Annotated in this window: 17 protein-coding genes; 7 read left to right on the top strand and 10 right to left on the bottom strand. The window is 40.3% G+C overall.

Features of this window, described 5'->3' with window-relative positions; genetic code table 11:
- Positions 1–33 precede the first annotated feature (33 nt).
- A complete protein-coding gene (locus tag G6Q00_RS01395; protein WP_163531684.1) occupies positions 34–222 on the top strand; it encodes a hypothetical protein in 189 nt (62 codons plus the stop codon).
- Positions 223–493: 271 nt separating this feature from the next.
- Here G6Q00_RS01395 and ccoG read toward each other — a convergent pair whose 3' ends face one another.
- Positions 494–1891 (bottom strand): cytochrome c oxidase accessory protein CcoG, encoded by a 1398-nt coding sequence (gene ccoG / locus G6Q00_RS01390; protein ID WP_163531683.1) that lies wholly within the window; start codon positions 1889–1891, stop codon positions 494–496.
- Positions 1892–2049: 158 nt separating this feature from the next.
- On the opposite strand from ccoG, the gene G6Q00_RS01385 reads away from it, so the two are divergent.
- The 3 genes from G6Q00_RS01385 to G6Q00_RS01375 are packed head-to-tail and all read left to right on the top strand — an operon-like array spanning position 2050 to position 3118.
- Positions 2050–2619, top strand: a complete 570-nt coding sequence (locus tag G6Q00_RS01385) for an NAD(P)H-dependent oxidoreductase (protein WP_163531682.1) — start codon at positions 2050–2052, stop codon at positions 2617–2619.
- A gap of 33 nt (positions 2620–2652) precedes the next feature.
- On the top strand, positions 2653–2952 hold the full coding sequence (locus G6Q00_RS01380) for an NAD(P)H-dependent oxidoreductase (protein ID WP_163531681.1): 300 nt from the start codon (positions 2653–2655) through the stop codon (positions 2950–2952).
- Positions 2924–3118 carry a hypothetical protein gene (locus G6Q00_RS01375; protein ID WP_163531680.1) on the top strand — a complete coding sequence of 65 codons (195 nt, stop codon included), beginning with the start codon at positions 2924–2926 and terminating at the stop codon, positions 3116–3118. The genes G6Q00_RS01380 and G6Q00_RS01375 overlap by 29 nt, the downstream gene beginning before the upstream one ends.
- 27 nt (positions 3119–3145) lie before the next feature.
- On the opposite strand, the gene G6Q00_RS08755 is transcribed toward G6Q00_RS01375, so the two are convergent.
- Positions 3146–4423, bottom strand: coding sequence for a cupin domain-containing carboxymuconolactone decarboxylase family protein (locus G6Q00_RS08755; RefSeq protein WP_346265323.1), 1278 nt, complete (start codon positions 4421–4423; stop codon positions 3146–3148).
- A gap of 161 nt (positions 4424–4584) precedes the next feature.
- On the opposite strand from G6Q00_RS08755, the gene G6Q00_RS01365 reads away from it, so the two are divergent.
- Positions 4585–5922, top strand: a complete 1338-nt coding sequence (locus G6Q00_RS01365) for a Na+/H+ antiporter NhaC family protein (RefSeq protein WP_163531679.1) — start codon at positions 4585–4587, stop codon at positions 5920–5922.
- Here the strand turns inward: G6Q00_RS01365 and G6Q00_RS01360 are convergent.
- Positions 5912–6691, bottom strand: coding sequence for a disulfide isomerase (locus G6Q00_RS01360; RefSeq protein WP_240329498.1), 780 nt, complete (start codon positions 6689–6691; stop codon positions 5912–5914). The genes G6Q00_RS01365 and G6Q00_RS01360 overlap by 11 nt on opposite strands.
- A 111-nt stretch (positions 6692–6802) precedes the next feature.
- On the opposite strand from G6Q00_RS01360, the gene fliR reads away from it, so the two are divergent.
- Positions 6803–7570 carry a flagellar biosynthetic protein FliR gene (gene fliR, locus G6Q00_RS01355; RefSeq protein ID WP_205426443.1) on the top strand — a complete coding sequence of 256 codons (768 nt, stop codon included), beginning with the start codon at positions 6803–6805 and terminating at the stop codon, positions 7568–7570.
- Positions 7571–7580: 10 nt separating this feature from the next.
- Positions 7581–8762, top strand: a complete 1182-nt coding sequence (locus G6Q00_RS01350; protein ID WP_163531677.1) for a molybdopterin molybdotransferase MoeA — start codon at positions 7581–7583, stop codon at positions 8760–8762.
- Between the two features lie 431 nt (positions 8763–9193).
- Here G6Q00_RS01350 and G6Q00_RS01345 read toward each other — a convergent pair whose 3' ends face one another.
- The 7 genes from G6Q00_RS01345 to uvrA all read right to left on the bottom strand — a co-directional run bounded on the left by G6Q00_RS01345 (position 9194) and on the right by uvrA (position 22420).
- A complete protein-coding gene (locus G6Q00_RS01345) occupies positions 9194–10555 on the bottom strand; it encodes an outer membrane family protein (protein ID WP_163531705.1) in 1362 nt (453 codons plus the stop codon).
- A gap of 95 nt (positions 10556–10650) precedes the next feature.
- Positions 10651–12279 carry an outer membrane family protein gene (locus G6Q00_RS01340; RefSeq protein WP_430750779.1) on the bottom strand — a complete coding sequence of 543 codons (1629 nt, stop codon included), beginning with the start codon at positions 12277–12279 and terminating at the stop codon, positions 10651–10653.
- A 262-nt stretch (positions 12280–12541) separates the two neighbouring features.
- A complete protein-coding gene (locus G6Q00_RS01335) occupies positions 12542–14050 on the bottom strand; it encodes an outer membrane family protein (protein ID WP_205426436.1) in 1509 nt (502 codons plus the stop codon).
- Positions 14051–14070: 20 nt separating this feature from the next.
- A complete protein-coding gene (locus tag G6Q00_RS01330) occupies positions 14071–15429 on the bottom strand; it encodes an outer membrane family protein (protein ID WP_163531675.1) in 1359 nt (452 codons plus the stop codon).
- Between the two features lie 14 nt (positions 15430–15443).
- Positions 15444–16958 carry an outer membrane family protein gene (locus G6Q00_RS01325; protein ID WP_163531674.1) on the bottom strand — a complete coding sequence of 505 codons (1515 nt, stop codon included), beginning with the start codon at positions 16956–16958 and terminating at the stop codon, positions 15444–15446.
- 569 nt (positions 16959–17527) lie between these two features.
- Positions 17528–19417, bottom strand: coding sequence for a methyl-accepting chemotaxis protein (locus tag G6Q00_RS01320; RefSeq protein WP_163531673.1), 1890 nt, complete (start codon positions 19415–19417; stop codon positions 17528–17530).
- A gap of 201 nt (positions 19418–19618) precedes the next feature.
- A complete protein-coding gene (gene uvrA / locus G6Q00_RS01315) occupies positions 19619–22420 on the bottom strand; it encodes an excinuclease ABC subunit UvrA (RefSeq protein WP_163531672.1) in 2802 nt (933 codons plus the stop codon).
- Positions 22421–22437: the final 17 nt, after the last annotated feature.

Below are 22437 nucleotides of genomic sequence, written 5' to 3'. Positions count from 1 at the left end.
TTCTTATGGATCAACAAAACACGCAAGCAGGCTTTGCAAGCCATCTTAAACACAGCACTTAAAGAAATCAGAGAGGTTTTAGCTTCTAGTTTGAATGCGGATTTACAAGTAGCTATCAAGCAGGAGAGGGCTAAGCTTGAAAAAGAATTTAATGCCCGCCTGAAAGATCAAAAGATTATCAACCAGCGCAAGCTTCAGATCAGTCAAACTAGGAAAAACTAGAAACAAATTACTACCCTCAAGCAGGCTTTAGAACAAAAAGATAAGCCGGTAATCACTCCCCAAGAGGCGTTGAAAAACAACCAACCGGAGAAGAGGGGCGATATTTTGGCTTTAGAGGAGAAAATTGCCCAGCTAGAAAAGATCTAAGGTACAAAACTACCGCATAGAAGGTCAGCGTAATTTGATTTTAAGCTACCAAGAGCAATATGAGGATAGCTCTTTGCCAAAGAAGAGGGCGAGCAAGCAGATTTAAGCACAGAGGAAGAGCCCCCTAAGGGGTAGGGACGATAAAGATGCTTTCTTGTTGTACAAAAATTTTTGGATCGTCTGTGCTATAGGCCTTAATCACGATGGGTAAAATCTCTTTTTTAGAGTGGGTAACATCGTGTTTTTCATAGGATTCTTTAGCCAGTTTAAGGGGCATGCGCAAAATCACAACTACCTTTAACTTGCCCTGTGGCGCGATAGAAAGCGTGTTTTTAGGCCGTAAAATGCTAATATCAGGGTCATCTACATTAAAAGTATATTCATGGGCTTTATTACTGGTGTTTTCAAATAAAAAGATATAACTATTATCTACAAAGCCATTTTTAACACTGTAGAGTTGCCCGCCATGTGTGATATTTAAAAGCATGGTAGATTTTCTAAGCGTACCGATAATAAGCGCACCTATCACCACAAGCAACACCCCCAAATAAGCCCAAGTTTTAAGCCGCCATAATTTAACTTTGCTATGTGTAGCAGTGGCATTAGTTGAAGACCAGTTAATTAGGCTAGGTTTATTGAGTTTACCCATTGTAATGGTGCAGGCATCTACGCATTCTAAGCAGTTAATACACTCTAATTGCATGCCCTTTCTAATATCAATATGAGTAGGGCAAACTAAAACGCAGTGGTTACAACTCACGCATTCATTAGCTTTATCTCGTTTTTGTGGGAGGGTGGGGATTTTAACATCATTTGCATCATAAATAGCCCCGCCTCTTTGGGTATCATAAATAGGGTTTAAAGTATCATCATCAAAGAGTACGCTTTGTACCCGCGCATAGGGGCAAAGATAGATACAAAAATGTTCTTTGGCTACCACAATATCAAAAAACACAACCGCACTTAAAGTTAACCAGATTGTTAAAAGTAAGGGGTGGTGGCTAGGGTGGGCTAAATGGTTAAAAAACTCTAATGGCGGGACAAAATAAAAAAGCAGCACGGCCATAGACATTAAAGGCACGGGAGCAAATAAAAAAAGCCCGGCGATTTTTTTAAGGCGATTAGCCGCTGTGGGGGGAGTGGGGCGCTGTTTGTTAGCAATCTTAGCATGCAAGCCTAAAATCTTAGTTTCAATTAGATCGCGATGAATCACTCTAAAAATAGTCTGCGGACAACCCCAACCACACCAGACTCGCCCAAGCATTGTGGTCATGAAAAAGATAAAAATAAAAAGAAAGATCACTAAAAAGGGGAGAAGATACATTTCTTGGGTGTTATAAATCTTGCCAAGTAGGTGGAGTTGCCCACGCTCAAAGGAAATTAAAAAGATCTGCCCATCTCCTATATGCAAGAAAGGAATGATCATAGGAATAAGGGCAATGGCAACATAAACAAAGTAGCGTTTGAGGCGGAAGGACTGATGAAAATAGGTGTTTTTATCGGTGCGGCCTTGCGTATCCATAGATAGAAAATCCTTTTAAGGTGATTAGCCATACTATCAAATTTTAATTAAGTGTGTTTAAATAGGGGTTATGCTCAATTATTGGCTAAAAATGTAAAATAGATTGGTAGAATCCCGCGTTTTTAGATGCACGCTAATTCTAAGCAAAGGAAAACCAAGTGCAAAAAATACTTGTGATTTCAGGGCATCCTAATTTAAAAATATCTAAGGTAACCAAAATCATTTTAGAGAAAATGGCCAAAACACTACCTAATACGGATTTTCTCTATTTAGATCAAACTTATCCAGATTATCAAATTGATGTAGCGCGCGAATATGCCCGTTTGGTGCGCTATGATGTGATTATTTTACAATTTCCATTATTCTGGCACAGCGCCCCCTCCCTACTCAAGCGCTACATTGATGATCTTTTATTTTATAACTTTGCAACTGATTCTAAAGGTGGCAAACTTAAAGGAAAAAAATTGATGTTATCAGTTACAGCTGCAAGACATCAAGATATTTATCAGGAAAGCGGTTATGCAAAGTGTACGCTGGATCAATGTTTATACTGCTTTGATATTATAGCACGCGATGCGCGGATGGAAAAATTGCCCAATGTTTATACTTGTAAAATTGGTTATCTTGCCCACGCTGATAAAGAGACAACTAAAGTAGAAGCTTTAGCTGATTTGCATGTGAGAAAAGTAAAAGAAATTTTAGAAACAAGCCAAAATACTACCAAATAAGATTAATTAGAACTTATTACAAAGAGAAAACCCATGCAAAAAATACTTATAATTTCAGGACACCCAAATTTAAAAGAATCAGAGGCTAACCGCATTATTTTAGAGAAAATGGCCAAAACACTCCCCAATGCTGATTTTCTCTATTTAGATCAAACTTATCCAGATTATCAGATTGATGTAGCACGCGAATATGCGCGTTTAGTGCGCTATGATGTGATTATTCTACAATTTCCATTATTTTGGTATAGCGTGCCTTCTCTACTCAAGCGCTATATTGATGATCTTTTCTTTTATGGTTTTGCAATTGGTTCTAAAGGGAATAAATTTATTTGATGTCATGGCGCGCACCGCCCAAATGGAAAAGTTGCCCAATGTTTATACCTGTAAAATTGGCTATCTTGCCCACGCTGATAAAGAAACAACTAAAGTACAAGCTCTAGCTGATTTACATGTAAAAAAAGTAAAAGAAATTTTAGAAACAGGTAAAACTGCGGGGTAAAACCGCATTAACACTTAAAGCAGCGAGCTATTTTGCTGGAGCTATGCTATCAATTGCACTTAAAGCATTAAGACTTTTTGGATAGCCAATGTAGGGAATGAGTGCAGTTATGACACCTATTAGTTTCTTTCTATCATTACCTGCGCTAATGTTTCCATTGACATGGCCTTTAAGCTGCGCGTCTGCTCCCCCTAAAGAAGCCAGATACACAAAGGTTAAAAGCTCTCTAAAGGGCAGGGCTAAACCCTCTCTAGTGTAGTAGTCCCCAAAACAATTTTCTGATAAAAACCGGCGGATATGTTGCTCGTCTTTAGGGGCTGCAGCGTTGTGCTTATCAATCATCTCCCCAAAGAATTTTCTTTGGATAGCTAGACCTTTTTCTTGCCTTTGATCTCTAGCCACACCTTTTTGTGCCTCTAAGGGGAGTTTAAAGCCGTGCGCGCGTAAAATCGTGTTTGTGGCCTCTAAAAAGTCATACACCCGTCCAAACCCCACATAGGGCACTGCTTGATATAAAATTTCTTTGATCGCAATAGGGTTAACATGGTTTTTAAGGGCTATCCCAAGCATGTTTTTATACTCACCAAGTGCTGGGATAGCTATTAAAGAGGCTAGAACTAGTTGCATATATTCTTGAGTACTTAAACCGGATTGTACAAGAGCCTCACCTAAAGAAAAATTTAAATACGCATTCACAAAATCTGGATCACTCTGGCTTAAGGGCAAAGACGCATCTTTAAAGAGGGTATCAAAATGATGTTGTGCTATCTTGGTTAAATGTGGTGTGTGGTTTTTATTGTGTACAGAGGCCATTGCTTTCATATATTCCGCATCGCTAACTTTCTCCCCCCAGATTACATTCACTCCATCTTTAACTCCAGTTAAAGCAATGTGGGATCCACCAGAATCTAGTCCTGCTCCATGCCAGTGCTTAACACCCGGGGGGCAAGAGATCACATCTCCTTCATGCGCAACACTTACTTTTCCATCTTGCGTGCCCGTATAAATCACCCCTTTGGTTACAATAAGAGTTTGGCCTGCTGGGTGGGTATGCCATGCACTTCTAGCCTTTGGTTCAAAGGAGACTAAACCCCCTCCAAAATGACGCCATTTCTCAGACTTAAATAAAATCTGTACATGTACAACACCGCTAAACTTAGAACTATCCCCCTCAAAACCCCCCAATTGCCCCTTGTGCGTAATTTCTTGTCCTTCCATGTGTTTTCCTTTCAAGTGTTTAGGTGCTCCGGGCAATAAAGCCACACAAATAGCTAGCCATAAAGTTAGCCGTGAAAGATTGATCATCAAAAACCTTTAAATTAAAATTACTAAATCGCTCACTCTAGCGCAATGTCTCTTAAAAGGCTATAAATACTTTAGAGGTTTATAAATAGCTGTAGTAGCAGGTGGTTTTTAGGTCCTCTTAGCTACAATTAAAAGCCATAGTCTGCTCTTAAAGGATTTTTATGCCAATTCCTAACGCCTTTGCTCTTATCCCTTTCTTAGTTTTCATTAGCATTTATTTAGGCACTGGTCTTTATTTAGAATTAAGCGGTGTGAAAATGGGTTTTTACCAACTCCCAGGACCCGTAGCTGCAGGAGTGGGCGTAGCCACAGCTTTTTTACTCTTTAAAAGCGATCTAAATAAAAAATTTGATGATTTTTTAGCCGGGTGTGGGGATAAGAATATCATGACTATGTGTACAATTTATTTACTAGCTGGGGCGTTTGCTGTGGTGAGTAAGGCAATGGGGGGGGTTGAGGCTAGTGTGAATTTTGGGCTTAGTTATATCCCCGCGCAGTATTTAGCCGCTGGGGTTTTTGTTATCGCTGCTTTTATTTCTTTGGCTATTGGCACAAGTGTGGGTTCTATTGTCTCTTTAGGGCCTATAGCTGTAGGATTAGCCCAGCAAAGCCATTTGTCTATGCCATTAGTGTTAGCAGCCCTTATGGGGGGGGCGATGTTTGGGGATAATTTATCTATTATTTCAGATACCACTATTGCTAGCACCCGTACCCAAGATGTGGCCATGCAGGATAAATTTAAAATCAATCTTTATATTGCCCTGCCGGCTAGTATTTTAACTGTGATTTTGCTTTTAATCTGGGGACGGCCTGAAAATATCGCCCCGATTCAAATCCATGATTATTCCTTAATTAAAACCTTGCCCTATGTTTTTGTTTTAACCCTAGCGCTTTTAGGAGTGAATGTGTTTTTAGTACTCTTTAGCGGAATTCTTTTATCTGGGGCTATCGGGCTTTATTATGGTAACTTCACCCTTTTAAGTTTTGGTAAGGAAGTTTATAGCGGTTTTACTAGCATGCAAGAAATTTTTCTACTCTCTATGCTTACCGGCGGGATTGCCTTTATGGTCGCGCGTGAAGGGGGCATTGCATGGGTTATTGCTAAAATTGAAACCCTCATTGTTGGCCAAAAAAGCGCCAAAATAGGCATTGCAAGTTTGGTTAGTTTAGTGGATTTAGCGGTTGCTAATAACACGGTGGCTATTGTGATTGTCGGGGAGATTAGCCGTAAAATCAGTTTAAAATTTGGGGTGGATCGACGCGAAAGCGCGGTGATCTTAGATATTTTTTCTTGTGTCTTTCAGGGTTTAATCCCCTATGGCGCGCAGATGTTAATTCTTCTAGGTTTTGCTAAGGATAGCGTGAGTTTTTTAGATGTGGTTGTTTTTCTCTGGTATCAAGGGCTTTTAGGGCTTTTTACTTTGATCTATATTTTTTCTAGCACCTATAGCGGTGCTATTTTAAAAAGCTTAGAAAAACGACAAGTTGCTAATCTGTAGCTTTGCTCTCTTGTACTTTTGGAGTGCCCCGATATTCATAAAGAAAGGGCACACCTTTAACAAGTTTTGTAGCTAAAATGCTTTTAGTAACCTTTTGTACTTCTTGAACCTTTTGATCGGATACATCTGTAGGGTTGTGGAAAGCAGAGGCATAGACTTTATTTAAAATATCAATTTTGCCTTGCGTGTTTCTAGCCCGTTTGATCTCTTTAAGAATAACCGCTGCTTTAAGATTAGACTCACTACCTAAAAATCCCACTAAAACCATGTGTACATTGGCTTCTTTAAGGCGTTCTTGGATATGGCCTAATTCGTTGCGGCAATGAGGGCACATAGGGTCTGAAATGATATAAAGGTCTTTACGAACCCCTTTATTACTAGAGGGTAGATTGATCACATAATCCTTAGGGACTGCATCAAACATGGCATTAAGCGATTCGCTATTTTGCTGTTTAAAATTATGGCTTTGGGTTTGGTGGTAGATGGATTGGACTAAATCTGTATCCTTATTGCTCGTGCTAAAAAAGATATTGGTAATGCCTATTACAAGATCGCTATTTTTATTAACTAGCAAGGGGATATGATATTGCGTATCTGGATCTTCTACCACCACTATCTGAAAATCTTTATTGGCTTTTAAAGGTTTAACCTCTAGTACATTGACTTTCTTATGGATTTGCTTATCAATTAAACGAATCACATTACTACCCACCTCACTTGCTCCAGCAAATCCAGCACACAACGCCAACACACAACAAAACCCGCGCATGAAACTTCCTTGTATAAAAATATAAAAACTTCTATTCATTGTAACACTAAATGATTAATAATAAGCCCAAAGAAAAAACGCCTGTTAAAATCCATGCGCTATAATGCTAGCATGTTAGATTGGCTAGCCTACATGAGCGATCAAAATGTAGAGGGGTTTTTACTCTTATTTTTGCGTTTAAGTGGGGTGATCGCGCTTTTCCCTTTCTTTGATAATAATCTTATTCCTATATCTGTAAGGGGGGCTCTTAGTTTTTTTCTAACCCTTGTGTTTTATCCCACCTTATCCCACCCCCCACTATACACCACAGCAGAAACTTTTTTAATTGCTTGCTGTGCGGAGTTTTTATTAGGGCTATGTGCTTCATTCTTTTTACAAGTGGTTTTCCACGCCATTGCTTTTGCTACAGATACGATTAGTTTTTCTATGGGTTTAACTATGGCTAGCGCTTATGATCCTATCTCAGGGGCTCAAAAGGCCATTGTAGGGCAGGTTGTTTTGCTTTTAGCCATTTTAACGATGCTACAAACCTCCATGCACCATTTAATCATTTTATGGATACAGCATAGTTTAGAAAAAATTCCCTTAGGGGGATTTATTTTTACAAACCACATCGCACAAGCTAGCATGCAAGCACTAGGGCATTTATTCATGGTAGGTTTTAGCATGGCCTTTCCCATTCTAGCTATTATCATGTTTGGTGATATTGTCTTTGGCATGATCATGAAAACCCACCCCCAATTTAATCTCTTAGCGATTGGGTTTCCACTTAAAATTGCCATTGCTCTATTAGGGCTTATTTTAATCATGGCCTCTATTATGCATCGCTTTAAAGAGCAATTATTACAGGCATTGCATGTACTCATAACTCTCTTTTAAAGGAATACAAATGAATCTTATTAGTTTTCAAGAAGCCCTAGATTTGGGGTTAAATCTCCCTTTAATGCCTTTGCAAACTAAGCCCATCGCTTTAAATAAAGCACAGGGGCGTATTTTAGCGCAGGATATTTACGCACACGATCCTTTACCTAAAGTCAGCAATGCGGCTATGGATGGTTTTGGATTGCGCTTAGAGGATTTAGAAAAATCCTTACCCATTGCCCATACCATTTATGCGGGCATGGATATAACAGCCTTAGAATTACCCCCCCACACTTGCGTTAAAATCATGACAGGAGCCCCTATCCCTAAAGGTGTAGAATTAGTCGTGCCTTTTGAAAACATGCAAAGTTTTACAAACACCCACGCCCACGCCCCACAAGGTTTTAAAAAAGGGGATAATATCCGCTTTGAGGGTGAAAATATCAAAAGTGGGGATTTAATTTTAACAAAGGGCATGTGTTTATCAACCGGGCATATTGCTTTATTAGCCTCGCAGGGGATTGGTTCTGTGCGCGTCTTTAGGCGTTTAAGAGTGGGGGTTTTTAGTAGTGGCGATGAAGTAGTGCCTTTAGGTGGGCATGCGCATAAACACCAAGTATATGATACCAATGGGGTTATTTTAACCAACCTCTTAAAAAAGCATGGTTTTGATCCAACACACTTAGGCTATTTACAAGATTCTATTGAGGCGCAAAAAAAAGCCCTAACAAGCGCTTTAGATCATGATGTCATCATTAGTAGCGCGGGTGTGAGTGCGGGCGATAAGGATTATTTTAAAGAGACGCTTTTAACAATGGGCGCACAGATTCACTACCACGGGGTTAAGCTTAAACCGGGTAAACCTATTATGTTAGCTAGCCTCTCTGAAAAAGTTATTTTTGGCATGCCGGGCAATCCTTTAAGCTGTACCCTCACCTTTTTAACTTTAGTCTTACCTGTTTTAGAAAGATTAGCGCTTAGTCTAGCTAAACCTGTTAGCTTTAAAGCTAATTTAGCTAGCCCGCTCGTTTTAAAGGGCAAACGCACCCATTTAATTTTAGGGCAATTACAAGGTGGAATTTTCACTCCCTATCAAAATAACACTTATGGCGCGGGGGCTATTAATGCGCTTAGTGCCTCTAATGCCATTGCCTGTATCCACCAAGTAGAAGAACCCGTACAAAGTGTAGAGGTGTTATTACTCTCTTAATATACTCCCCGTACTCAAAGCTAGGGCTTTATCAGCGCTAATGCTAAACTTAGCACCTAATGTCTATTTAGCTAATACTTACTCACTCGCGCCGTAAAGCCCCTAGCTTTAGCTATGGGGATATAAGGCGTTTTTTGTGTTATTTTTGTGTTATAATGTCCGCCTAGAGTTGGGGCATCAACTCTTGGAGTAGAGGCTGTAAGACCCGTCTGGCGGGCAGGTCTTGATGATCCCAGAATCCCCTAGCTTTAGCTATGGGAGTATGTCAAAGACTTATAGCGCAGGTGGTAAAATCCTCTCTAGGGACAAAAGCTAGGCTTATAAATCTCTGGCTTTAGTTAAAAGGTTTTGTATTATGCGGGGGTAAGTTTTAATCACTAAAACCCTAGCTTTAGCTATGGGGAGTGTGTTAGATTTTTGCCAAAAAGACATTAAAGAATTTGGAAACCATAGGTAACGGTAAACATAAGGTGGCTACGATCAGAGTCAACATTACGGGGCAGTGGGACAGTTCCCCAAGAGCTACAATAACCAATACAATAACCCTTTTTAGTGATATTGTTGTAATACTCTAATTTAAGATCAAACTTCAAATTATAACGGCTTAAAAAATACCCTAAAAAGAGCGCGACACTTTGTTCATTTGCCCGGGGGGAGGTGGTCAAACGGCCTAGCACTTTCCAAGTGATCCCATGGAAGCGCGATCCAAAATATAAAAACCCATTAAGGGCATCTTTACCAACAATGTTGTTAATCTCGGCATCATAGATACTATTGGTCCAGATGTTATAACCAAGGGGGTCTCCATAAATCCCAATATCCCCGTTAGCATTGCCAATATTTTTATAAATACTCCCCCCAAAGATCCATTTATTATAATAAAAGCGGGAACGGAAAAAAAGGGTTTGGCCTGCCTTACCCATAGTTTGTTGCTGGAATAAGATGATGTCATAGCCGCGTCCTGAGGGAGGGAAAAAGGGGAAAAACCCCACAAAAGTACCCACCCATCTAAAACCTTTATTTCTAAAATTAGGGTTGGTATCATAGGTGATATTAATCCCGGGAGCATTCATGCGCCCAAAAATGGAGTAAAAATAGGGGTTGATTTTCCAACCCTTGTGTAGGTATTTAAAATCAGCAATCATTAAGGGTTTGCCACTAGTATAATAGCGCCCAAAAGGCCAAAACCAGTCGCTTGAGGCTGAGGCACGCGCATCTGAGTAGAGTACGCGTAATTTCATGTCTTTATATTTAACATAGCCCTCTACCCCTTGGCTAAAAGAGGTAAACCAGTCATAATCAGAGAGTTCATAACGCCCGCCTTTAATGCCAAAAATCCCTTTATAATCATAGCTAATATAGGCATTATTCACCATTGCATAGCGCGGTTTTTGCACATGCAAACCACTATGCCCGGCATACCAGCCAATATATTCCCAAAATATCCCACCATCATGTTGGTAGAAATCTCCAGGGCCCCCGGGCTGACCCGGAGGGATATTATTACCTTGATAAGCCGTGGAGTCATAAGGCAAAGCTGAAAGCATACCCCCTACTTCGGCATGCAAGCCCTTATAAATATCCATGCTAATATTCATTTCGGCTAAAAGTGAGGTGTAACTCCCTGTAGGGTAAATAAATTTAGACGGATCGTATTTTTGATTATTAAAACCATACTTTGTATAGCTACTCAGTTTCCCGCTAATGCTCATGTCAAAGGCCAAAGCGCGATTAATCACAAGGATAAAGAGCACAAAAACAAGCCACTTAGTAATATTCTCTCTAACTTGCATTTGCATGGAAACCTGCTTGGATGGAGTTATAAAGACGGGGCGTATTATAGCAACAACATACTTAAGGGGAAACCCCCTTAAGCTAGAAAAAAAGACTAGAAACTATAGCTGATGTGAGTCATCAAGTGGCTTCGATCTTGTGCCACTGTATGAGCAATACCACCCGTATTTTGCGGACCTTGTGCAAAGCCAGCCGCAGAGAACAGACCCGTATTCAAGCTTAAAGGTTGTCCCATATAGCTTAAGAAGCCCACACCTGGGTTATAGCCCGCGCGAATCACTTGCAAGAACCATTCAAGCTTGATACCCGCTGAGATGTGTTTGCCAAATTGGTAGTCTAAATACAACGCTAGAGCTTGGCCATCTGCACGAGGAGCTGTAGTGTACCTTTCGGCTAACTCCCAGTCAAACTTACCATACACCGCACCAACTTTTGCATACGCAGTAAAGGCGTCTGCGTCGGTGATGTTGTTGATGGATGCAAACCCTAATGAGTAGATACCACCTGTCCATTGTTCTACGCCGTCAATAGCCACTGGGTTACCATATGTACCGATGTTCTGGTTCGGGTTACCGATGGCATCATAGATACCAAAGCTAACATTGTAGTTGTTAAAGTCTAGGCGTTCTTTAATCAAGATAATCGCACCGCCCGGACCTTGTAACCCGCGCCATTTGCCACCGTCTAAGAAAGGATCCCAAGAGTTATAACGAGCGGGCGCATAACGGCCGTATTTGGCGTTGTTCCACTGATAAACATACATACCATAGAAAGTAGTTTGTGAACGGAAACCGCGCCCGTTAAATTCTGGGTTGGTGTCATAATACATTTTAATTTCTGGAGCGGTAAACACCTCTGGAGAGAACCACACATGTGGGTGGATAGAGAAGTGTTTATTCACTTGATAGATAAAGCCAATTTTATGTTGGCCCCAAGGTTTTTCGCGATAGATTGGGAACATCCATTGCCCGTCAGCAATACCACGGCCCCAGGAGCTAAACACTTGGAAAGTTAGCTTATTAGTCAGCTTAAACATTCCATAGAAACCTTGCGTTAATTGATAAAACCAGTCAATGTCTTTAACTTGAGTGGTGTCATAACGCCCTAAAATCATCCAAACCCGGTCGCTTTTATATTGGATATTAGCCTTATAAATTTCATAGCGGCGTGATTGACCGGGAGTGTAGGCACTGGCTGGGTAGTAGTTTGGGAAAAGCCCGTTCCACTCACCCATAAACATATAGCCAATCCCGCGAGGGTCAGCTATACCGCCATGTGCCATTGCGTATTGGTAAGTACCAACTTGATTAGCAGAGCCCCAAAAGGGAATACAAAAGCCCCCGGCGCTATTGTCATGACAATTAGCCGCCGCATCTTTCCAAGCCTGTGGGACTTGAATGTCATTGGCGTATTTATCATAACGCGTACTGTCATAGGGCATGCCACCAAGAGCACCCCCAACGGTTGCACTCCAACCCTTACCTAAGTGTAGAGTGGTTTCTAACTTACCCGTCAACTCCACGAAAGTACCAGTCGGGTAGAGCCCTTTGACTGGGTTAATTGGGGAATTGTTAAACCCCACCTTAGAGAAGTTGATGAAATCCCCATGGACCTCATAACTCAGAGCGTCCAAACCAGAGAGCCCAAAAGAAGACGAGACGAGCAAAGCGGGTGTGAGCGTGTTGCGTAGCTTACGGGCACCCCTAGCCCACTTACCCCACATAGAACAGCTAGCTCCACCTTCTGGCTTTGTCTGTTTATTTTTTTGATTCATAGGTGCTGCCTTTTCATAATAACGGTATAACCTCGAGATGAAATCTACACAGAACATGCTCGCAAAAACTCCAATCGAGCTATGCCCGAGACCATGATTGTGTTCGCGTATTTTAATATAGTTTAGATATTTTTTTTCTTAAATGAAAACCAATTTTTTCTAATTTAACAAACATTAATAATATTATCTTAAACGATTTAATAATATTCTTTTAAAATTTCAAAGTGATGTTAGTCATGATGTGGCTACGATCTTGATAATTAGCCTTAAAATCCGGATTGTTATACTGCGGTAAGCCAAAATAGCCCACTTGATAACCTTGATGGATATACACGCCGTAGTATTCTAGTTTGAAGTGTACAAAAACTGAAGTTGTAAAGGCATAGTCTAAACTTAGAGCTGCTGAATATTCATTCGCGCGGCCTAAATGGCCTTGTGCGTTGTGATTGGCATTACTCACCCGACCAAAAATATGCCATGCAAATTTTTTATAAAAGCTGCCTACAGAACCGTAAATCGTTGTGGTGTTAGCATTTGTTAGCGCATCGGCTAGGCCGTCATAGGCGGTGTTATCCCAAAAGTCATACCCGACAATACTTGAGCTTACATAGTTGTTTACATAAGAGGTGTTATTCCCCATTGGCATGGTGTGGCTTCCTAAATAGGCATCTGAGTTACCAAAAGTATTATAAAGCCCTAAAATAGCCGACCAGTGATTCCACCAAAAAACTTGGCGGATATTTAAAGTAACCCCGTATTTACCAATTATTTGGCCTAAAGCTCCCGTGCCATTACTCACCGCGTCCCAGATACTCCAAGTATGGGTTTTAGAATTATACCAACCAGAGTCATAAACCGGCACGGTAACCATTAAAAGCGTTTGGGAGCGAAAGCCAACATTTTGGAAGTTTTTATTCGTATCATACATGAGTTTAAAGCCCGGGGCGTTATAGGTTTTGGGGGAGAAATAAAAGAAAGCCTGCGCGCTTAAGTTTTTATAATCATAAGTAGCGGTGATTCCATGCCAGCCGTAGTTTGCCCTAGTGCCATTGGGTTGGTTATAGGTAGTGGTGGCGTAGAATTGATAAATCCAAGAGTTAAAAGCAAGTCCGCGTCCATAAGAGCTCCACCACCATAGCTTAAGATTTTTAGTAGGTCTGTAATAAAATTCAAAGCCTTGGTTAGACCCGCTCATAAAATCAATATTGGCCTCATAGCGCCCAATCTTAAACCCAAAGATGTGTTTATAATCGTATTGTAAAAAGGCGGTATCTAGTACATAAGGTCTTGCATGGTAGGCCCCAGAGGCCATATTAAAATATTTATTGAAAAAATACCCATGCCAACCCCCGATAAAATTATGCACCACTGAGCCAAAAATTTGCCCGTTTTGATCTTTTAAATATTTCGTGCCATCATAAGGAATACCTGCCATTGCCCCGCCTAAACTAAAACTGAGTGTATGCCCGTTTTGCTCTATGGCTTTAGGCAAAAGCCCAACTTTAATTTTAGCAAACCCGACAATGTCTGTAAAAGTTTCAGTTGGATAAATCCCGTATTTGGTGTTAATTTGGGAGTGATTAAACCCGATTTTGGCAAAGTTTTCTAGCCGACCTGTGATTTTAAAACTATAGCCTTCTAAAAAGTTAATTTGTGAAAGAGAAAAAAGACCTAAAGAAAGAAAAGAAAACCGCAAATGCCTATGAAAATCTAGAGCCATTGGATCTCCTTAAGATTAGGTTAAAACTGAGCCTTGATTGCTGTCATTAAAAAACTTCTATCTTGATGGGTGGGGCCTACGCTTGGATCTAAAGTGTACCAATTAGCGATGTTATAGCCCTTATGGGTGTCTACTTCGTTATATTCAATTTTAATATTAGTAGAGATGTAGCGACTCCATTTGACCCCTAAATTCCATGCGAGGCTTTGCTCGTTGGCTCTGGGTGAAAAGGTTAATCTACCCACCAAACCCCAAAAAACCTTTTTATGAACTCCCCCCATAAATAAATAGCCGGTAATAGAATTAGGCGAGAGCATGTTATTCATCAATCCTCCATAGACGCTATCATCGCGTATATCAATAACAATTGGGTTTCCGTATATAAAAATCTTAGCGGCTGGATTGCCAAAGTTTTGGAAATACCCCCCGCCAAAATTGTATTGATCGTAATCAAAGCGTTGGCGGATATAAATACTACTAGCCCACTTGCCATACATAGAACCGCGATACCAGTTATCATAAATGCGGGGGTCATAAATGGGGAAAATAACAGTCATGGTTGTGAGTGATTTAAAACCAATCCCTTCAAAAAGCGGGTTACTATTAAAATACAGCTTAAAACCGGGGGTGGTGTAGGTATTAGGGGAGAAATAGACAAAAGAGACGGCTGAAAAATAGCGGGTATCATAATTTAACCCCACTGCGTGGATTCCTAAATTAACTACTTGTCCTTTTTTATTAGTTGTAGTAACCGGGGAGTACCAAGGCCTAATAAATTCGCCCACCGCTAAAGCGCGCCCAAAAGAACTAATCCAGCGTAATTTAAAAAAAGAGGGGAATTTATAAGAAACTTCAAAGCCTTGCGTGTAGCCACTCATAAAAGTTGCTTTAGAGGCATATCTTCCGGCAATAATGCTTAACACATTTTTATAATCGTAGCGCAAAAAGGCGTTATACAGCACATAAGGGCGGGCATGCTGGGTGGTTTCTACATTGGATTTTTTCCAAGGGGCATTATTCAAAAAACCAAGCCAACGCCCCATAAAAAAATAGGCAAGTTTAGAGCCATAAACCTGACCTGTGCTTTGATCAACAAGTGTAGTGGTGCTATCATAGGTTAAAGCACCCATTGCTCCCCCAAGTCCCCCGCTGACTTTATGATTGCCCTTATAAAAAAAGGTGGTGTCTACTTGGGCTTTTACTGTTAGAGTTACAAAACTCTCAGTGGGGAAAATGCCTTTTTTAGAATTAATAGGCGAATGGTTAAATCCCACCTTAGAGACTGACTCAGCCACGCCGCTAAATTTATAATCAAACGCCCCAACAGAGCCCACACAGCATACACAAAAAAGCGCGCTCCCATAACTAATCTTACGCATCTACCCTCTTGATTTTAAAGGCTTACCTTGACCTCTGTAAAAATATGGCTTCTATCCTGATCGGTGCCGGGTTGATCGGGTAAGAAGGGTCCATTCCAGCCGATTTTATAACCTCTGTGCATGAGTTGGTTATAAAACTCTACTTTAATGTCTGCATAAAAGTGTTTAGAAAACTGATAACCAAGGTTAACCGCAAAGCTTTGCTCATTAGCTCTAGGCCCATAAGTCAAACGGCCAATAAAACCATAAAGTAATTTTTTATACACACCCCCGCCAAAGAGAAAAGCCGTAAAGGCATTAGAGTCCATCATATAGGAAAGGGAGTTAAGCGTATTGGCATAAACGGTGTTAGTCCAAAAGTCAAAACCTAAGCGGTTACCATGGTAGCCAATCATCCAGTTAGCATTGCCAAAGTTTTGGTAAATCCCGCCGCCAAAGTTGTAGTTGTTGTAGTCAAAGCGCTGTTTGATCATCAAACTATGGGCGTTTCTTCTGGAGATCATACCAAATTGGTAGGTGTTCCAAAAACGCGGCGCATAAAAAGGGTTTAAAACCGTAATATCGGTTTGGGAGCGCCAACCCACCCCCTTAAAGTTTGGTTTACTGTCATACAAGAGAGTAAAACAGGGGCTATATTCATTATCAGGCGAGAAATACACAAAGGGTACGATGCTAAAACCTTTATAATTCCATGTAACATAGAAAGCATGCACCCCGGGGTTGATCTTTTTACCATTGGCTAAAACATAGGTTTTAGGTGAGTAAAAGTTATAAAGCCATTCGTTATAGGCAAAACCCCGTCCAAAGGAACTAAACCACCAAAACTTAAAATGCCCTAAATTTAAGGTCATGTCTATCCCTTGCGTATAACCACTCATGTAGTCTGCTGGGGATTCATAACGGCCGCCTCTAAATCTAAAAATATTTTTGTAGGAATAGTCAATATAGGCATTATAAATTACATAATCGCGGGTGTGATCTGCATAGCCTTGCACACAATCAGCTGCATTAACCCCACCAATCACTGTTGCATCTGACATCGCTTGTAATTGTGCTGCACTTAAACCCGCATACTTAGACTCATTGCCCCCTCCAGCGCCATACCAACACTGCCCCCATGGCTTTTGCCCCACTAATCCGGCAAAATACCCAAAGTAGTTCCAGTTCATAGCCCCATAAGGCTTACCTGTGGCTTCATTGATAAGATGCTTAGTTCCATCATAAACAAGCCCTCCAGCAAAACCCCCTAAACTCCCTGACATATGGTGTCCATTAGCCGTTGCGCTTTTAGGTAAAAGTTCAGGAAAATCTAATTGGAGATAACCCACCACGGTCATAAAGGTTTCGGTAGGATAGAGACCTTTGTTAGTGTTAATAGGCTTGTTGTTAAACCCTATTTTAGAAAACATTTCTGTACCTGCCTTAAATTTGGCAAAGGACTCTAAATTGCGCAAATCAAAAGCCGTCGATTCAGACAATAAACTTAAAATGGTAACCAAACTCTTAGAAAGCAATATCGCTTTTCTCATCACAATTCTCCATAGTATATAACAACCCTACACAGGGGAGGACTCTACAAGCCCAACTTAAAACTCTCTCACACCTCCAAATACTTTTGACTTTAGTTACCGTATCATCAGACAACCCCTTAAACACATATGCAAGAGATGCCTTTTAAAAATCTCTTGTTGTGCGTGAAAGGTGGTAATACAGCTCTCTTTAATGTTAATAATAAAAGAGAAGGTCAACTTTAAGCAAATTTTTAACCAAGCTACTAGACTTTCCATCAAGACCTCCTCAAATCGGTAATTTCATGTTTATTTACTTTTGTGTGATAATAGCAAAAAATATTAAATATTTGGCTATTCCCATAATAAGTGCTCAAGATGAGACGGCTGGGGTTAGTGGCCTTTTAGAAAAAAGCAAGCTAGATTATCTAAAATTCTGCTCTCAAGCAACACAGATAGCAAGCCCAAATATCTTTAGTTTGGGTTCTCAAAATCATCATAAATCGCTACTTAAAGTTGATACACTCCCCGCGCCTAAAAGCTAGAGGATTAGATGATCAAATAACTAAACTTTAGCTAGGGTGAGAAAATCAAACTTTAAATTTATTGAGTTCGTGGTTAAAAATAGCGGCTGTTTTATTTAAAGAAACACTAGCCTCTGAAACCGCTTGGATATTTTTTTGATTAGCTGTGCTTAATTCACTGATTTTATAAATTTCTGTGATAATTCCTTGTGTGAGAGTGGCAACTTCTTTAAAAGCCTTTGCATCTTCAACAGTGGCGCTAATGATAGTTTGGATACTCTTAACATTGCCATCTACGATAGCTTGCAAATTAAGAGCGTCTTGACTCACTTTTACAATCTCTTGGGCGTTATTATTTAAATCTTGGCTAATATCATTCACACTTTGCACCACACCATTAATGCTACTGTGGATTTCTCCTAAAGATTTTTGGGTTTTTTCGGCTAACTTTCTGACCTCATCAGCCACCACCGCAAACCCGCGCCCATGTTCGCCTGCGCGTGCGGCTTCAATAGCGGCATTCAGGGCTAATAAATTGGTTTGATTAGCAATTTCTTCAATAATGGTTAATACCCCTTTGATCTCTTGTGTGTCTAAAGAGGTACGCTCTAATCTATTGGAATGTTCTACACTGGTTTTAGCATTATTGGCCAAATGGGCACTAAAGCTTTCTATTTTAGCGCGTACTTCTTCTAGGGCATCTCCGGTTGAAACTAAATTTGAATTATTATGCTGCGCGCTACTTGCTCCCGTGTGGATATGCCCCATAATTTCATCGCCATTTTTAAGTGCTAAGCCAATTCGTTCTGTTTCTTTTTCTGCACAAATCTTTGCGTCCTCAGAACTTTTTTGCAAAATTGTCGCAATATGGGAGTTTTCAGAGCTAACTTGTTTAATTTGAGAAACAACCCCCTGTGTTTTTTCTAAAAACGCATTGATATTATAAGAAATATTAGCAATTTCATCTTTGCCCTTAGCGCTCAATCTTTTAGTCAGATCACCCTCTTGAAAAACAAGGTCTTTAATCAAATCTCTTAAATTAATCAGAGGTTTAAAGAAAATATGAATCACTCCAAAGAGTGTTGCTAAGATCAATAAGATCGCGCCAATGGCAATACTGAGTAAAAGAAGTTGTAAATCTCTTAGGTTTTTAAACGCATCTTCTTTATTAATCACCCCTAAAATCTTCCACTCCAAACCCGGTACTGTGGTGAAGACAAAAAACTTTTCAACCCCTTGGGCGTCATGTTCTATAAAACCACTCTTGTTAGCAAAAATAATATCTGCAAGTTCTTTACCTCCCGGGTAAGAATGGCTATTATAGTAATTAGAACCGGCCTTAAATTTAGAGGAACGGATAATAAAGGCTTTTTTATCCAAAACATGGACGCGTACGCCATTAAAATCAAATCTACGCCCATTTTTAGCCATAGACTCTAAACTAATATCTGCAGCTAATACCCCGGCAAAAGCCCCATTTTTAAAAACAGGAATGCTATAGGTTAGGGTTATTTTTTTAGTAAATAAGTCTTTATACACATCGCTAATCGCTAAGCCTTGTTTAGCCATAGCCTCTTGATACCAAGGGCGTTTTCTAGGATCATAACCCTTTGGAACTTTCCCCATCGTGCCAATTGTACGCCCATCTACAAGGCCTACATAAACATTTTTAGCATTTAACCCATCGCGTACAAGAGAAAAAACCCTAATCACACTGGGGATATTGCTAAACTCTATTTGTTCTAAACCTTTTGCGGTGTGTGTTAATGCGCTTTCTATAGAGTTATTCCACTCTTTTAAAGAAGAAGAAATCAAATTGATAGCTGCATTTGAGGAATGGCGGACGGCCTTAGCAATATGAGAACTGACAACAATATTCACAACAAACATAATGATGCTAAAGGCAACGAATAACAAAGTTGCTAAAATTAATAAAATTTTAGTCTTAAAACCCATGCAAAAGCCTTAAATAATACATAAAATAACACCTAATCCTAGCACAAGTTTTCTAGTTTTGCGCTCCTACAAACCTATAAATCCTATATAAAAATATGGTAGAGTTTTTAAAATTTTATTATGTGGCTGTTACTAGCCCCACCTAAAAGCTTTTTTAAAGTAAGTTTTTAGCCCTGTTTTGGGATTTAATTAGGCTTTTAGCTAATTTTTTGTTTCTAGCCCTAACTCTTGTGCTAAAAACTTTCCGGTATAACTCCTAGTTTTAGAGTGGTTTTTGGCTAAAGCACTTGGTGAACCTGTGGCAATGATCTTCCCGCCTAAATCCCCCCCCTCAGGACCCATATCAATAATGTAATCCGCGTTTTTCACAATATCTAAATTATGCTCAATCACCACCATAGAATTACCTAGCTCTACTAGCGAATGCAAGACATTTAAAAGCAGTTGAATATCCTCAAAGTGTAGTCCTGTTGTGGGCTCATCTAAAATATAAAGGGTCTTACCGGTATCTTTGCGGCTAAGTTCCTTAGCTAGTTTGATGCGCTGGGCTTCGCCTCCGCTTAAAGTTATCGCACTCTGCCCTAAAGTGATATAACCTAAACCCACATCAATCAGAGTTTGTAATCTGCTGGCAATTTTAGGAATTTTACTAAAAAATTCTAGCGCCTCCTCCACACTCATAGCTAGCACATCAGCGATGGATTTATTGCGGATTTTAATAGCTAAGGTCTGGGGGTTGTATTTATTTCCCTTACAGCTATCACATTGCACTAAAATATCGGGTAAAAAATGCATTTCAATTTTAATTTCGCCCTCGCCATGGCATTTCTCACAGCGCCCCCCCTTGACATTAAAACTAAAACGGCTGGCGCTATAGCCTAAAATCTTAGCCTCCTTGCTCTGGGCAAAATATTCGCGGATATCATCCATCACACCCGTATAAGTGGCTGGGTTGCTTCTTGGGGTTCTGCCTATGGGGGCTTGATCTAAATAAATCACCTTGTCTAAATGCTCTAAACCCTCACATATCCCACTCACAACCCCCTTTTTAGCATGATTAAGCCGCTCTTGTGCAAGAGGCAAAAGAGTTTGTAAAATCAAAGAGCTTTTCCCACTCCCGCTAACCCCTGTTACACAGACAAACTGGCCTAGCGGAATTTTCACCTGTAAGTTTTTAATATTGTGCAGGTTAACCTCTTTGAGTTCTAGGAAATGTATAGGTTTTTTTAGAGTATGAGGCGGGCGGGTGATGTTTTTAGTACCCTGCAAATAAAGGGCGGTGGAGTGGCTACTTTTTAAAAGCGCCTCTATTTCTCCACTAAAGATCACCTCCCCGCCGTGTTTGCCCGCTTTTGGTCCAATATCTACCACAAAATCTGCTTGCTTGATTGTCTCTTTATCATGTTCTACAATAATAAGTGTGTTGCCTTTTTGCTGGAGATTTTTAAGGGTTTTAATCAGCTTAAGGGTGTCTTTTTCATGCAAGCCAATACTAGGCTCATCTAGTACATAAAGTACCCCAGTTAAACCGCTTCCAATCTGACTAGCAATGCGGATACGCTGGCTCTCTCCCCCGCTTAGCGTGCGCGCATCACGGCCTAAAGTCAAATAACCTAGTCCTACATCTACTAAGAAAAACACCCGTTCGGTAATTTCTTTTAAAATAGGCGTGGCGATGTATCTTTCTTGCGGGCTTAAATAATCAAAATGGCTCTCTTCTTTTAAAAAAGCGTGCACGGCGCTAATGGGCATGTCTAAAAGATCAGAGATATTAAGCCCAGCTACTTGTACACTTAAAGAAGAGGGTTTAAGCCGATGCCCCTGACAACTAGTACAGATTTTTTCGCCCATATACTGCCCTAAATCATGGCTATCTTTAAAGATGTCATAGGCAATCTGGACAATGCCAAGCCAAGGCCTTTCTAAACTCTTTTGTTTCCAAGAAAAAGAGATTTCTTTACCATTACCATACAAAAAAGCTTCTTGTTGTGTGGGGCTAAGCTGGTTAAAAGGTTTTAAGGGGTCTAAATGGTTAGCTATACAAAAACCTTCAAAAAGCGCCTTATAATAATTGTTGTGGTTTAGAATTTGGGTAGCCTCTTGCAGGGGACTACTTGGATCAAGGATTTTATGAATGTCTAGCCCTAATTTAGTGCCAAGCCCTAGACACTCCTCACATGCCCCTTTGGGCGAATTAAATGAAAAACGCAAAGGTTCAAGGGGTTCAAAGCTAATTTTACAATTAAAACAGGCCAAATGTTCGCTGTAATGGCGGCTTTTATGAGTTTGTAAATCTAACACTTCTACGCGCCCAAACCCTTCAGCCAACGCCTTTTCTATAGCACTAGCCATGCGTGCTTGATTTTCAGTACGCACTTCTAGGCGATCGGTGAGTACTTTAAGGGTGTGTTTTTTGCTTTTGGCTAGTTTAAGCGGCTCATCAAGGCGTACTAAAACCCCATCAATTTGGGCGCGTACAAAACCCTTTTGGCGTAGAGTCTCTAAAGTGTCTGTAAAACTACCCTTTTTATCTTCAATAAGGGGGGCAAGAATGAGGATTTTAGCTTGCTTAAAATCTTGTTGAATCTGATCTAAAATATCGCTCACTCGCATAGAGGTAATAGGCGCACCGCAAATATGGCAGTGTTGGTGGCCAATACGGGCAAAAAGCAGGCGCAAATAGTCATAAACTTCAGTGATAGTGCCCACAGTCGATCGCGGGTTTTTGCTGGTGCTTTTTTGATCAATAGCCACAGCAGGGATAAGCCCTTCAATTTTATCTACAGCTGGTTTTGCTATCCGGTCTAAAAACTGGCGCGCATAGCTAGAAAGAGATTCTAAATAGCGCCGTTGCCCTTCTGCATAAAGCGTATCAAAAGCTAGAGTACTCTTACCCGATCCACTTAAACCCGTAAAGACGATAAATTTATTTTTAGGGATTTCTAGATCAATATTTTTTAAATTATTTTCCCGAGCGCCGTAGATTTTAATGTGATCTAGCAAAAAAACTCTTTATGGTG

Source organism: Helicobacter suis (assembly GCF_902196125.1).
GTDB lineage: Bacteria > Campylobacterota > Campylobacteria > Campylobacterales > Helicobacteraceae > Helicobacter > Helicobacter suis_B.
Note: the sequence above shows the minus strand (reverse complement) of the source record. Positions and strands in the feature narration are given on the sequence as shown.

What these genes read in the sequence shown, in the direction of transcription:
- G6Q00_RS01325 (WP_163531674.1), bottom strand. Translation starts at nt 16,958, where the DNA reads ATGAGAAAAGCGATATTGCTTTCTAAGAGTTTGGTTACCATTTTAAGT.
- G6Q00_RS01330 (WP_163531675.1), bottom strand. Translation starts at nt 15,429, where the DNA reads ATGCGTAAGATTAGTTATGGGAGCGCGCTTTTTTGTGTATGCTGTGTG.
- G6Q00_RS01365 (WP_163531679.1), top strand. Translation starts at nt 4,585, where the DNA reads ATGCCAATTCCTAACGCCTTTGCTCTTATCCCTTTCTTAGTTTTCATT.
- G6Q00_RS01345 (WP_163531705.1), bottom strand. Translation starts at nt 10,555, where the DNA reads ATGCAAGTTAGAGAGAATATTACTAAGTGGCTTGTTTTTGTGCTCTTT.
- G6Q00_RS01335 (WP_205426436.1), bottom strand. Translation starts at nt 14,050, where the DNA reads ATGGCTCTAGATTTTCATAGGCATTTGCGGTTTTCTTTTCTTTCTTTA.
- G6Q00_RS01360 (WP_240329498.1), bottom strand. Translation starts at nt 6,691, where the DNA reads ATGCGCGGGTTTTGTTGTGTGTTGGCGTTGTGTGCTGGATTTGCTGGA.
- G6Q00_RS01340 (WP_430750779.1), bottom strand. Translation starts at nt 12,279, where the DNA reads ATGTGGGGTAAGTGGGCTAGGGGTGCCCGTAAGCTACGCAACACGCTC.
- G6Q00_RS01350 (WP_163531677.1), top strand. Translation starts at nt 7,581, where the DNA reads ATGAATCTTATTAGTTTTCAAGAAGCCCTAGATTTGGGGTTAAATCTC.
- G6Q00_RS01320 (WP_163531673.1), bottom strand. Translation starts at nt 19,417, where the DNA reads ATGGGTTTTAAGACTAAAATTTTATTAATTTTAGCAACTTTGTTATTC.
- G6Q00_RS01380 (WP_163531681.1), top strand. Translation starts at nt 2,653, where the DNA reads ATGCAAAAAATACTTATAATTTCAGGACACCCAAATTTAAAAGAATCA.
- fliR (WP_205426443.1), top strand. Translation starts at nt 6,803, where the DNA reads ATGTTAGATTGGCTAGCCTACATGAGCGATCAAAATGTAGAGGGGTTT.
- ccoG (WP_163531683.1), bottom strand. Translation starts at nt 1,891, where the DNA reads ATGGATACGCAAGGCCGCACCGATAAAAACACCTATTTTCATCAGTCC.
- G6Q00_RS08755 (WP_346265323.1), bottom strand. Translation starts at nt 4,423, where the DNA reads ATGATCAATCTTTCACGGCTAACTTTATGGCTAGCTATTTGTGTGGCT.